The 12,280-nt window shown below is 67.0% G+C and carries 15 protein-coding genes; 4 read left to right on the top strand and 11 right to left on the bottom strand.

Annotation, left to right across the window (positions count from 1 at the left end; genetic code table 11):
• From NMLP_RS10395 to hisC, 9 genes are all read right to left on the bottom strand, one after another.
• Positions 1-1,674 carry a type II/IV secretion system ATPase subunit gene (locus tag NMLP_RS10395; RefSeq protein WP_015410070.1) on the bottom strand — a complete coding sequence of 558 codons (1,674 nt, stop codon included), beginning with the start codon at positions 1,672-1,674 and terminating at the stop codon, positions 1-3.
• Positions 1,674-2,432: an ATPase domain-containing protein gene (locus NMLP_RS10390; protein ID WP_015410069.1), complete on the bottom strand. Its 759-nt coding sequence runs from the start codon at positions 2,430-2,432 to the stop codon at positions 1,674-1,676. Before NMLP_RS10390 ends, NMLP_RS10395 begins: the two co-directional genes overlap by 1 nt.
• A 7-nt stretch (positions 2,433-2,439) precedes the next feature.
• Positions 2,440-4,089 (bottom strand): FlaD/FlaE family flagellar protein, encoded by a 1,650-nt coding sequence (locus tag NMLP_RS10385; protein ID WP_015410068.1) that lies wholly within the window; start codon positions 4,087-4,089, stop codon positions 2,440-2,442.
• A 289-nt stretch (positions 4,090-4,378) separates the two neighbouring features.
• Positions 4,379-4,606 (bottom strand): DUF7385 family protein, encoded by a 228-nt coding sequence (locus NMLP_RS10380; protein ID WP_015410067.1) that lies wholly within the window; start codon positions 4,604-4,606, stop codon positions 4,379-4,381.
• Positions 4,603-5,475, bottom strand: a complete 873-nt coding sequence (locus tag NMLP_RS10375; protein ID WP_015410066.1) for a hypothetical protein — start codon at positions 5,473-5,475, stop codon at positions 4,603-4,605. The genes NMLP_RS10380 and NMLP_RS10375 overlap by 4 nt, the downstream gene beginning before the upstream one ends.
• A gap of 93 nt (positions 5,476-5,568) precedes the next feature.
• Positions 5,569-6,090 carry a multiprotein bridging factor aMBF1 gene (locus tag NMLP_RS10370; RefSeq protein ID WP_015410065.1) on the bottom strand — a complete coding sequence of 174 codons (522 nt, stop codon included), beginning with the start codon at positions 6,088-6,090 and terminating at the stop codon, positions 5,569-5,571.
• 55 nt (positions 6,091-6,145) lie between these two features.
• Complete coding sequence (locus NMLP_RS10365) at positions 6,146-6,763, bottom strand: CDP-alcohol phosphatidyltransferase family protein (RefSeq protein ID WP_015410064.1); 618 nt, start codon at positions 6,761-6,763, stop codon at positions 6,146-6,148.
• The gene (locus NMLP_RS10360; protein ID WP_015410063.1) at positions 6,760-7,266 is read right to left on the bottom strand and encodes an adenylate kinase family protein; all 507 of its coding nucleotides are present in this window, start codon (positions 7,264-7,266) and stop codon (positions 6,760-6,762) included. The genes NMLP_RS10365 and NMLP_RS10360 overlap by 4 nt, the downstream gene beginning before the upstream one ends.
• Positions 7,263-8,330 carry a histidinol-phosphate transaminase gene (gene hisC / locus NMLP_RS10355; RefSeq protein WP_015410062.1) on the bottom strand — a complete coding sequence of 356 codons (1,068 nt, stop codon included), beginning with the start codon at positions 8,328-8,330 and terminating at the stop codon, positions 7,263-7,265. The genes NMLP_RS10360 and hisC overlap by 4 nt, the downstream gene beginning before the upstream one ends.
• Positions 8,331-8,434: 104 nt before the next feature.
• Here hisC and NMLP_RS10350 point away from each other — a divergent pair, with 104 nt between their 5' ends.
• Positions 8,435-9,043, top strand: coding sequence for a molybdenum cofactor guanylyltransferase (locus NMLP_RS10350; RefSeq protein ID WP_015410061.1), 609 nt, complete (start codon positions 8,435-8,437; stop codon positions 9,041-9,043).
• 75 nt (positions 9,044-9,118) lie between these two features.
• Positions 9,119-9,577: a hypothetical protein gene (locus tag NMLP_RS10345; RefSeq protein WP_015410060.1), complete on the top strand. Its 459-nt coding sequence runs from the start codon at positions 9,119-9,121 to the stop codon at positions 9,575-9,577.
• A gap of 8 nt (positions 9,578-9,585) precedes the next feature.
• On the opposite strand, the gene NMLP_RS10340 is transcribed toward NMLP_RS10345, so the two are convergent.
• Both NMLP_RS10340 and NMLP_RS10335 read right to left on the bottom strand, forming a co-directional pair.
• On the bottom strand, positions 9,586-10,350 hold the full coding sequence (locus NMLP_RS10340; RefSeq protein ID WP_015410059.1) for a fumarylacetoacetate hydrolase family protein: 765 nt from the start codon (positions 10,348-10,350) through the stop codon (positions 9,586-9,588).
• Positions 10,351-10,436: 86 nt separating this feature from the next.
• Positions 10,437-10,958, bottom strand: coding sequence for a GNAT family N-acetyltransferase (locus NMLP_RS10335; RefSeq protein ID WP_015410058.1), 522 nt, complete (start codon positions 10,956-10,958; stop codon positions 10,437-10,439).
• A gap of 93 nt (positions 10,959-11,051) precedes the next feature.
• Here NMLP_RS10335 and NMLP_RS10330 point away from each other — a divergent pair, with 93 nt between their 5' ends.
• Together NMLP_RS10330 and NMLP_RS10325 are read left to right on the top strand one after the other, a co-directional pair.
• A complete protein-coding gene (locus NMLP_RS10330; protein ID WP_015410057.1) occupies positions 11,052-11,777 on the top strand; it encodes a metal-dependent hydrolase in 726 nt (241 codons plus the stop codon).
• A gap of 72 nt (positions 11,778-11,849) precedes the next feature.
• The gene (locus tag NMLP_RS10325) at positions 11,850-12,248 is read left to right on the top strand and encodes an OsmC family protein (protein ID WP_015410056.1); all 399 of its coding nucleotides are present in this window, start codon (positions 11,850-11,852) and stop codon (positions 12,246-12,248) included.
• Positions 12,249-12,280 lie beyond the last annotated feature (32 nt).

Below are 12,280 nucleotides of genomic sequence, written 5' to 3'. Positions count from 1 at the left end.
TCAATCACTCCGGGTGATGGTAAACGGGAGGCCCTCGATACCGTCGCGCTGGAAGCTCGCGATCGCGTCGTTGACCTCGTGGTAACCGAGGATGTCCTCCTGGATCATCCGCTCGATGATGTCCGCGCGGTACTGGAGGTCGTCGTAGATCTTTCGGGTGTCGGGGTAGCCGAGCAACTCGGCGATCTGGTCCTCGAGGACGTAGGAGTTGTTCATCCCCTGGAAGACGATCTCGTCCTCGACGGGGTCCCAGTAGAACGCCTGGCGGGTGACGACGCCGTCCATCTCCTTCGAGTAGCCTTCGATCTCTTGGACGCTCGTCACCCGGCGCAACACGTCGTCGCCCTGTTTGACGCGGTTCTGGAACAGCGCGACGTCGGCGTTGTCCATGAACGTCTCCGGGACGTTGATCGGTTCGCCGGTGAAGCGCTGGATCATCGAGACGATGTCGGAGGCGTGAAACGTCAACATGACCGGATGGCCGGTCTGGGCCGCCTGAAAGGCCATCCGCCCCTCCTCGCCGCGAACCTCGCCGACGATGATGTACTCGGGGCGCGACCGCAACGCCGCCTCGACGAGATTGAACATATCGACGTCTTGGGAGTCCTCGCCGCCGCCCTCCCGCGTGAGCAGTTGCTGCCAGGTGTCGTGGGGCGGCATCACCTCGGCGGTGTCCTCCGCCGAGTAGATCTTCGAGTCCCGGGGAATGAACGACATGATGGAGTTCAACGTCGTGGTCTTCCCCGAGGCCGTCTCGCCGACGACGAAGACGGTCTGTTCGTTCTCGAGACAGAGCCACAGGTACGCCGCCAGCTCCGGCGACAGCGTCCCCCATTTTGTAATCTGGTTGACAGAAAGGGGGACGTCATCGCCCTGGCGGATCGTGAGGCTCGGCCCTTTCAGGCTCACGTCGTCGCTGTAGATGACGTTCAGCCGGGAGCCGTCGGGAAGCGTCGAGTCGACGATCGGGTCCGAGTCGCTCAAGGGGTCGCCGATCCGTTCGCCCATGTTCCGGAGCCAGTTGTCGAACTCCGCCTCCGTTCCGAAGTCGACCGTCGTTTTCAACATCCCGTAGACGCTGTGGTCGACGTAACACTCGTTGGGGCCGATGACGTGGATGTCCTCGTTGGCCGGATCGCGCATCACCGGTTCGAGCGGGCCCAACCCGACGATGTCGCGGTTCAACCGATAGCGGATGTTCTCGAACGTGCCCCGCGAGACTTCCTCGGTGTTGGGGTCGATCCGAAAGCGGATGCGTTCGAGGAGGTCCTCGGGTTCTTCGCCCTCGATCTGCGTCGCCTCCGAGAGGAGTTCCTCGATCCGGTCGCCGTACTCGGACTCGCTCTGTGGGGCCGCCTTCGTGACGCTGCGTCGGAGGAGTTCGTCTTTGATCCCCTCGAACACCTCCATCTCGTCGCCTGACAGCGTCGGTTCGATCGCGTAGTACTTCATGTCGCGGCCGACGTCGCCGTAGATGTGACAGTAGATCGGCCCGCCGACGGGGTAGAGGACGTTCGGTCGGTTCGTCTCGTACTCGCCGTCGGCCTCCTCTATGAACAGGGGGAACTCCCCGGTTATCTGTTTGAACTTCTTGAGGTGCTCGCGGAGGTGCGGTCTGTTCGCCGCGGCCTGTCTGAGTTCGTCCGAGGGTTTGGCGGTTCCCAGTTCCGTCATTATGCGACGCTTCGGCTCTCGATGACGATTCCGGTTCCCGAGCGGACGGAGTACCCGATCGTGTCACCGACCTGTTCGCCCATACCCGCAAAGCGCTTCACCGAGACCTGTCGGCGCACGTCGTTGCCGACCTCCACCATCTCGAGTTCGATGAACACGTCGGCGATGGCCCGGAACGGCCCGATCGCGTCGCCGTCGACCGTCGACGGATCGACCGTCAACACGATGATCTTACCCTCGGAGATCATATCGCGGAAAAAAGAGATGATCTCCAGGGCGGCCTGTCGCTCCTCGTTCTTCCGGATCAGCGCCTCGAAGGTCGGGTCGTTCCGGAGGATGGCGTCGAACGTGTCGACGATGACGACGTCGGCGGTCCACATCGTTTCGGCGTCCATCAGACGCGTGAGCAGGTCCATCCGACTTTCGTCGTCGTTCCCCCCGGAGAGGACGCCACCGGTGTCGAGGTTGGCGTGCAGGAACAACAGCCGCTCGTCGAGGAGGTGATCGACGACGTCGTAGGACAGCGAGTGCATCTGGTCGAGGAAACCGCCGACCGTGAGCTCCGTTGAGAGGAAACTGACGGTCGTCTCCTCCTCGCAGAACCCGTAGGCGAACCGCTGGGAGATGGCGCTCTTGCCGGCGCCGTAATCACCCTCCATGAGGACGATGCTCCCCCGCGGGATCCCGCCCCCCAGCTCCTTGTTGAGTCGGTCGTGGTCCTCGAGTCCCAGCGAGCGTATGTTTCGTGTGTCTTGCATAGTGGCGTTACTCCGTCCCCTCGTCGCCCCAGTCGAACCCCGATTCCGTCCGACCGGTCTCTTCGTCCGCGGGCCGTCCCCCCGACCGCGATCCGGGTTCGGAGCGGCCCTCATCGTGCGAGCCCCCGGACGCCCGATCCCAGCTTCCGGCGAGGTTCCGGCCGCCGTCCGACTCGACGCCCCGCCCGTCGGGCCGCCCGGACCGGACGCCCTGCCCGTCGGACGCCCGCGGCACCGGTCCCGCGTTCCGTTCCGACCCGCGCCCGGAGGCTCCAGCCTCGGCCCGCTCGTCGAACGCCACCAGCTCCATATCCGGGTTCGCGATCCGGCTAATGAATCGGAGGCTCCGGTTGTGGTGGGCGACGGTCAGCGAGGATCGGGGGTCGGGATCAGTCTCGGCGCCGTCACCGAATCCATTCAGAAACGTCTGTAGGGTCTCTCCGGCCGCCTCGTCGATCCAATCGATCGCCTCGTAATAGGCGATCGTCCGCGCCGCCCCGTCGACTCCCGCCTCCTCGACGAGGAACTCCAGCCAGTCCATGACGACGATGTCAGCGACGTATCCCGACGGGAGGGTGTCGAGATAGGGCTTTCCACCGCCCACGGGCGGTCCGGTATCGGCTGACGCCGTCCCGGCGCTCCCGGTGGAGTCGGCGTCTGTGACACCCTCGTCGACGTCTTCTGTCACCGTCGCCGCTATCGGTTCGGAGGCCGTCGATGATCCAATTTCGTCGTCCGTGTCGGACCCCTCGGGGTCGAAAACGCCGTCGTCGGCTCCCTCGGTCGGCTCCGCGTCGGCTGCGTTCCCGACCGGGTCCGCCTCGTCGGCGGCGTCGACAGCGTCTTCGCCTTCGTCGTCCCAGTCGGCCTCCCCGGAGTCGTATTCGGCTTTGAGCTCCTCGAAGGATTTCCCGTCGCCTCCACCCCCGTCGTCGTCGGCATCGCCGTCCGTGCCGTCGAAGCCGCCGTCATCGAAATCGTCGAAGCCGTCGTCGGAGTCGTCGAAGCCGTCGTCGGAGTCGTCGAAGCCGTCGTCGGAGTCGTCGAAGTCACCGTCGTCGAAGTCGTCGAAGTCGCCGTCCCCGCCGTCGAGGTCGTCGTCGAGGTCGTCGTCGAAGAACTCGTCCGCGTCCGCAGCCGAGACGGCGTCGTCGACGTCGGCCTGTTCGTCCTCGTCGTCACCGAACAGCCCCATCGAACCGCCGCCAGCGCCACCCCCGGTACCGCCGCCGAACGCGTCACCAATCTCGTTCTCGTCGACGAACGGATTTACTCCGCGCGTCACCATCTCGTAGACCTCGAGCAGCTTCCGGACGTTCTCTTCGACCTCGCCGACCGACTCGCTGATCTGTTCGTTCTCGCTTTTGACCGTGTTGACAGTCGACGACAGCGACGCGACCTCGTTTTCGAGTTCGTCGATCCGGTTGTCCATCTCCGCGGACGTCCCACCGCCTCCGTCGTCCATGTCGTCGAACCCCATGTCGTCGCCACCCATCATATCGTCACCACCCATCATGTCGTCGCCACCCATCATGTCGTCGCCGCCCATCATGTCGTCGTCGCTCTCGTTCCCGTCGAACAGCCCACCGTCCATGTCGTCCGCGTCGCTCTCGTCGGAGCCATCGTCGTCGTCGCCGCCAAGCAGATTGTCGATCATTGTGGGTTCCTCGTATAGCCCGGATGGCCGTCGGGTCCGGGATGGCGTCCGGGAACGCCGTCCCTCGTGGCGCGTCCGGCGAGCGGGGGAATCGCCCGTAGCCGTGTTACTCTCCGGTAGGTCCAGATCCACTAATTAGGTTTGGGGCGTTTCACCGCCCGTGTCGCCGGCGAAATCGAACCCGGATACGGACGCCGTCCCGGGGTTTTTTCGCTCCCGATCCCGGACGATCGGACCGAGGACCACCGGACCGGATATATAAATAACGTCCCGGCAGCGTCTCCCCCGGTCAATGGCGAAACAGGTGCACGCTGGCTCCGTCCCGGAGGAGACAGAACCGCGACCCGTCGTTTTCCGGAAAGGAGACGCTCTCGCGTTCGGCCACGAACAGCCGAGCGAACCGCTCGCCGCAGACGGGACACGGAACGCCCGCTCTGTTTTCGAATAGCTTCGCGTCGCCGTCGTCTGTGAGTTGTTTGAGCCGGTGTCGCTCGCCGCGGAGGTCGAACCCGGTCATCGACGGCGGTTCGCCCCCTCTTTTGCGTCGCCCTCGGGGTCGTCCTCGCGGGTCCATCCGGCGTGTTCGAGGACGACGTGGGTGCTCGGTGGCGGTCGGCGGTACACGAGTAGCCAAGCGAGCGCACCGGCCGCCCACACGAGCAGCGACAGCGCCGCGAAAAGCCCCCTCGCGATCGCGCTCGCGATCACGTGGATCCGGCCGAGCCCGCCGAGGAGCGTCCCGACGAACACCCCACCGACGAGCGACCACACCAACGAGTCCGGGCCGGGGCGGACGCTCAACACGACCGCGGTCACGACGACGGGGAACGTGACGAGCGCCGTCCGGAATTCGTTTTTGAACGGTCGGCGGTCCTCGCGGGGAAACAGAACGATCCCCGCCACGACGACCGCGACGACCGCGACGGTTCCGGCCTGCAACAGCGCCGCCGGCTCGCCGGCGAGAACTGGTGTGTATAGCTCCGACACCGTCGTCGACGTCGCGACCGGTTCCCGGGCCAGCATCCACACGAAGTAGAAAGCGGTCAACCACGTCAGCGCGAGGACGTCGAGGAGGTACGCCACGGTCAGCGACGTCACCCCGATACGGAGAATCCGGTGGGCGAGCGCGAGCGCCGACAACAGCGCGTATGTGGTGAACACGAGCGTCAGCCAGTCGCCGCCGACGATGACATCGTCGAGGCGGCCGCTCGCGGTGCCGACCACGTAGTAGCCGAGCCACAGGTACGGCCCGGCGACCAACACCGTCGCCGTGCTCCGTCCCGGCGTCGAGACGAGCGCCGACAACAGCGTCCGACCGATCGACCGAGCCGAGGGTCGCCCGCCCGCGTTTGTCCGGTCGCCGTCGGTCGCCGGCCCCGTTGCCATGCGGGCTCTATTCGGTGCCGTTCAAAAGGGATTCGGGTCGTTTCGGCCGCGGAAACGGCCGTTCGGGTCGGGAGCGCGACGCCCCCGCACGGTTCAGTCTTTTCGCTTGACGACGTCGCCGAGCGTCGTCCCGCCAGTCGAGGAACCGCCAGACCACTCGGCGTCGTCGTCGGACCCGCCCATCGAGAGGTCGATTCCGAGTTCGCGTTCTAGTTTCCGCTGGACGTCGTCGCTGGGGAGCACGTCGCCGCGTTCGATCTTGCGGATGAGGCTCGCCTTCTCGTTGAGGCGGTCGGCGAGTTCCTCTTGGGTGTGGCCCCCGGATTCGCGCGCGCTCCGGACACGGTCGTCGTAGTCCTGGACGACCTCGTCCATCTCGTCGAACATGTCGCGTCGGCTGCCGCTGCCGGACCCGCGTGAGGACGACTGCGACTCCGACGAGGAGGACGACGACGAGGAGGACGTCGAGTACTTCGTCGACGTTGAGGACGTGTCTTCGGTCCGCACCTCCGTCCCGAAGCCGGCACACTCGTCGCACACGTCGAGTTCGGCCCCCTCGATCTTGACCGTCTTCGGCGACCCCGTCTCGGTGCCGCACATCTCACACTGGACCATACCCGCCCTTACCGCGTCGGCACAAAAGGGTTTTCCGCCTCCCGGGCCGGCGCTGTCACTCGAGTGCGCCCATCGCGGCCGAAAAGCGTTGGAGGGCGGTGAGGTGGCCCACAGCGGCGAGAAAACCCAACAGCCAGCCGACGGGCGAGTATCCGGCGACCGCCGGCGAGAGCGCGGTGACGGTGCCGATGATAGCCAGGCGGTCGGCGCGGCCGACGAGGCCGCCGTAGACGCGATCGAGGCCGACCGCCTGGGCCTGCGTGCCGAGGTACGACGTCATCAACACGCCGGTGACCGCCAGAAAGCCGAGGAGGTACGCCTCCACGCCCGCGGCGAGACCGGCGATGACGACGATGTCGGCATAGCGGTCGAGGACGTGATCGAGCAGATCGCCCGATACGGAATCTACCCCCTGACGCCGGGCGAGAGCCCCGTCGACGAGGTCCATCCACCCGTTCAGGAAGACGAAGGCTGCCCCGACGGGATACAGCGCCGGGACCGGGCCGATCCCCCACAGTTCGGTCCCGGCGACGGCGTATGCGCCCCCCGCGAGGACGGCGAACCCGATCGCGACGACGCTAACGCCGTCCGGGCTCAATCCGACCCGATCGGCCGCCCCGACGAAGGGATCGAGTCCCCGCTCGGCCAGCGGCCTGAGTCTGTCGAGCGTCACAGATACCCCGTGAAGTCGACCGTCCCGGCCGAGGGGCGACGGTCGCCGGCGAGGACGGCCTCGATGTCGGAGCGCACCGCGCCGACGGGCCGGTCGGTGGTGTCTATCTCGTAGGTCGCATCGACGCCGTGTCGGTCGACGGTCTCGGAGAGGATCACGTCGAGCGCCTCCGCCTCGGCGTTTTCGGCCGCCTTCGCCTCGCCGTCGCCGCGGTCGAGCAACCGCGTCTCGAGGACGTCGGGGCGACAGCGCAACACGATCGCGCGGTCGACGTCGAGGTGGTGGGCGACGTGCGACTCGACGAGGAGGTTCTCGCGGCCCTCGAGGCGCGCCGAGACGGCTTCGAGATCGACGACGAGGCTCCCACGGGCCTCGTCGGTCCCCTCGGTCAGGTCGGCCTCGCGGACGAGGTCGTTCAGGTGGAGCACGTCGAGATCGGTCGAAAGACCCTCCGTCGCGGTCGTCTTGCCGACCCCTGGGGTCCCGGTCACTGCGACCCTCATAGGAGGTCGTTGAGTACCGCCACCGCGCGCTTCGTTCCCTGCCGCGTCCCGCAGGTGATCCGGACACACCCCGGCAGCCCGAACGACGTCGTGTCGCGGACGATGATCCCCTCCCGCTGGGCCGCTTCGGCGACCGCCGTCCCGTCCCCGACGTCACAGAGCACGAAATTCCCGGAACTGGCCCACGTCGGACACGCGATGGTGTCGCGGATGTACTCCTTGGCCCACGCCGCGGTTTCGAGGGTCTGTTCGAGGAACTCCTCGTCCTCCAGTGCCGCGAGGCCCGCCCGGCAGGCGACCTCGGAGGCGGCGAAGGGCGTGTTGATGCGGGCGTAGGCGTCGGCCCACGCCTCGGGGACGACCGCGTACCCGAGTCTGAGCCCCGCGAGGCCGTAAGCCTTCGAGAACGTCCGGAGCACCGCGACGTCCTCCCGGTCCGCGAGGAGGTCGGTCATCGAGGGGGACTCCGAGAACTCGACGTAGGCCTCGTCGACGAGCGAGAGCGTCTCCTCGGCGGTTCCCTCGGCGATCGTCTCGACGTCGGCGCGGTCGATCTCGCTGCCGGTCGGGTTGTGCGGACTCGTGAGGTAGACGATCCGCTCGCCGTCGTAGTGGTCGAGCACTGTCTCCGCGGACTGCTCGAAGTCGTCGGCGCGCCGGATCGGGTACTCGTTGACCGAGCCGTGGTGATAGCGGGCGCTCATCGCGTAGTAGGCGAAGCCCGGGTCCGGGACGAGCACGCTATCGCCCGGTTCCAACAGCGCACGCGAGAGGTAATCGAGCGCCCCGTCGCCGCCGTTTGCGAGCCACACCTGCGCGGGGGTGACGCCGTGTCGGTCGGCCAGCCGCTCTCTGAGGTCGGCGGCGGAGGACTTCGGGTAGGTGTGGACCGACGGCGCGTACGCCTCGATCGCTTCGACGGCCTTCGGCGCGGGTCCCAAGGCGTTCTCGTTCGAGGAGAGCTTCACGAGGTCGTCGGGGTCGAGGCCCAACTCGCGGGCCACTTCCTCGATCCCCCGACCGGCCTCGTAGGCGACGTGATCCGACAGATCCCGTGGGTGCATACGTGGGGCAAGCGGTCGGTCGGTCTTAAGGGGTGCGCAACGGGGCGCGGCGAACCCCCGGTAACCGTTCGGTTCAAAAGGGTAGACGCGGTAACCATCGATACATGGACGCGAGGAGCGGCGTGATCGTCGCCGGCGGGCGGTCGGTTCGGATGGGCGGCACCGAAAAGACCGTCGTCGACGTCGCGGGGACGCCACTCATACGACGGGTCGCAGACCGCCTGTGTGCGGCGACCGACGAGCTGGTGATCAACTGTCGCGAGGACCAACGCGATTCGATCGCGGGGGCGCTCGACGGACTCGACCCCCGTTTTGCCGTCGACGAGGTCCCCGACCGCGGCCCGGTCGCCGGCATCGAGACCGGCTTGGAGGCGGCGGAAACGGAGTACTCGGTCGTCGTAGCGGCCGACATGCCGTTTCTCGATCCCGACCTCCTCTCGTATCTCTTCGAACGGGCGGCGGACCACGAGGCCGCCGTCCCGCGGCCGGGCGAGTGGTTCGAGCCGCTCCACGCCGTGTATCGGGCGGCCCCGTCGATAGAAGCGTGCGAACGCGCCCTCGAGGTGGAAGACCCCCGGATCATCGAGCCGCTGTCGACGCTCGATCGGGTGGTCGTCGACCGGGACGACCTGCTCGCACACGGCTCTCTGGACAGTTTCGAGAGCGTCGACACGCCCGACGACGTCGAGTGGGCCACGTCCAGACTCGGCTGACCGGTCCCGGGGGCGATCCGACCGAAGCGGTTCCGAGACGATGGCTTATAAGCCCCCGGCAGACGGCGATACGGTATGGTCGTAGACACTGCGATGTACACGATACACACCGGATTCTCCGCGCTGTGGGCCGGCGCGGTGCTGTTCGTCGCCGCAGCGGTGCTCCCGCTCGCGATGGACGGCGAACTCACGCCGGACGCCTTCGGGAGCATCGTCTCGACGCTGCGGTGGGTGACGCGGATCAGCGCGCTGTTGTTGTTCCTCTCGGGCGGGCACCTCGCCGGGACGCAGTATACTGTCGGATCGCTGACGGGGACGACGAGCGGCTACCTCGTCTTGACGATGCTTGCGCTCTGGTTCGGCCTCGCCGCGCTCGTCGAGATCGGCAGCGGAAAGGCGATGCGCGGCGTCGACAACGACAAGATCCGCCAGCCGGCCCGCGACGCCCGGCCGTTCTATCTCCTCGCGTCGGCCGCCGCGGTCGGCCTACTCGTCGTCTCCGGGTTGCTCGGGACGCCGTCCCCGATCCTGTGAAGCCCGTCTCACGGGATTCGGACCCGGTTTTCCAGCGTCCCGACGCCCTCGATTTCGACCTCGACGGTGTCGCCGTCCGAGAGCGGGCCGACGCCCTCCGGCGTCCCCGTCGAGATCACGTCGCCCTCCTCTAATGTCATGTACGTCGTGATCTCCTCGATCAGTTCGGGGACGTCGAAGATGAACTGATCGCGCGAGGAGTCCTGCCGCAACTCGCCGTTGAGCCGACACCGGACCGCGGCGTCCCCGGGGACGTCCTCCGGGGCGGCGATGGCGGGGCCGATCGGGGCCGCGTCGTCGAAGGACTTCCCTCTGACCCAGTTCGTCTCGACACGCTGGTCGTCGCGGTTGGAGATGTCGTTGACGCAAGTGTAGCCGGCGACGACTTCCTCGGCGTCGGCCGCGTCGACGTTCCGACACCGCTGTCCGATGACGACGCCGAGTTCGGCCTCGTACTCGATTTGCTCCTTGCCGGGGAGGAGTTCGACCGTCGAGCCGTGGCTCGTGACCGTGTTCGGGGTCTTCACGAACAGCAGGGGCCGATCCGGCACCTCCGAGCCCCGCTCGGCGGCGTGGTCGGCGTAGTTCAACCCGACACAGACGATCTTCGAGGGCTCACACGGCGCCAACACGTCGACGCCTTCGACGTCGAACGTTCCGACCTCGTCGGTGACCCGCCCGTCCCGCGTCGGATCCGCACGGACAGTCCCGTCGTCGGTCAACTCGCCATAGCGGACCTCCCCGTCGGCGTCGCGGAATCGTATCCGTCGCATAGCCGGGGCGTCTCCCGGGTCGGCTATAAGCGTTCCCGGATCGAAACAAGCGTTCCCGGATCGACGACGGGCGCGTCCCGGCGCGCTCACAACTCTTTGCTCATCCGCCGGTGTGGGATCTCCGCCTCCTCGAAGGGATCGCCGACGGCCTCGTAGCCGAGTCGTTCGTAAAAGGAGACCACCGAGACCTGCGCGTGGAGTACGAGTCGGCCGTACCCCGCCGCGTCGGCGGCCCGCTCGACGGCGGCCATCAACTCGCGGCCGATCCCCTCGCCGCGGCGCTCGGCGCGGACCGCGACGCGTTCGACCTTCGCGACCGCGGTCGGGTCGGCACTTTCCTCACCCGACGCCGTCGCCCCCTTCGATGCCGTCCCCTCGCTTTGCCCTGCTGTCTCGTCGTCGGTCCCGCAATCGACGGCCCCCCCGTACGCCCGCAGGCGTGCCGTCCCGACCGGCCGTCCGCCGTCGGAGGCGACGAAGTGGGTCGCTTCCTCGTCTCTCCCGTCGAGTTCGAGTTCCGCCGGAACCCCTTGCTCGTCGACGAACACCGCCCGCCGCACCGAGACGGCATCCGGTGGCCGGCCGCCGTCGATCCGTCGGATTTCCATACGTCCCCATGTCCGTCCGTCGGCCTAACGCCGTCGATGGATTCGGACAGACACATCATAATTAAGACCGTGAGCCGAGTACCCCCGCCCGCAATGGAACTCACCTGGCACGGCCACTCCACGTGGTACGTCACCGTCGACGGAACCGACCTGTTGATCGACCCGTTCTTCGGGAACCCACAGACGGACCTCGACCCGGCCGACGTCGACGATCCCGACTACGTGCTGTTGACGCACGGCCACGAGGATCACGTCGCACACGCGGGCGAGTTCAACGACGCGACCCTCGTCGCGACGCCGGAACTCGTCGGTTACGCCGAGGACAACTACGGCTTCGAGGACGCCGTTGGCGGCATGGGGATGAACCTCGGTGGGACGGTCGAGTGTGATGACGCGTGGGTGACGATGGTGCGGGCCGACCACTCCAACGGCATCGAGACAGGCTATGAGACCGCCGCGGGGATGCCGGGCGGATTCGTGGTCTCCGAAGCGAAGCCGACCCAGGCGTCAGACGCCGACAGCACGGCTTTTTATCACGCAGGCGACACCAGCCTCATGGCCGAGATGCGGGAGGTCATCGGCCCGTTCCTCGAACCGGACTTCGCCGCCTTGCCCGCCGGCGATCACTTCACTATGGGGCCGGCACAGGCCGCGATCGCGGCCGACTGGCTCGGCGTCGACTACGCCGCGCCGATGCACTACGACACGTTCCCGCCGATCGAGATCGACACCGCGGAGTTCGAGCGAGAACTTGCGGCCGCCGGTGCGACGGCCGAGGCGGTGCTCCTCGAGGGCGACGAGTCGTTCACCCTGGAGTGAGGACTGCTTCGGAACGAGCGGTGGCCGCGCCACGAGGGATTTTTGTGGTCCCGCCGAGTGATCCGAAGTAGTATGGCCGACATCGAGACCACGACCGTCAACGAGGGAAAGTATCACGCGCTGAGCCGCGCGGGCGAGTTCGAACTCAGCATCGACGCGACCACGGCCGAGGGACCGACGCCGAATGAGGTGTTGGTCGCCGACTACGCCTCCTGTTTCACTTTCGCCTGTCGGGCCGGCGCGAACCGCCACCTCGACGTTGACCTCGGGGAGATCGAAACCGAGGCCGAAGCCGACCTCGACGACAGCGACGACCTCACTGCGATCCGATTTCACCTCTACGTCGAGGCCGACCTCGACGACGACCAGATCGAGGAGGTCGTCGAGCTGGGCGAGGGGATCTGCCACGTCCACAACGCGATGAAGGAGTCGCTGTACGCCGATGTCGAGGTCACGCCGAACGCGTTTTGAGGGCCGAGCGCGTTCGGGGCACCGCCGCTGTT

The organism is Natronomonas moolapensis 8.8.11, from assembly GCF_000591055.1.
GTDB classification, from domain to species: domain Archaea; phylum Halobacteriota; class Halobacteria; order Halobacteriales; family Haloarculaceae; genus Natronomonas; species Natronomonas moolapensis.
Note: the sequence above shows the minus strand (reverse complement) of the source record. Positions and strands in the feature narration are given on the sequence as shown.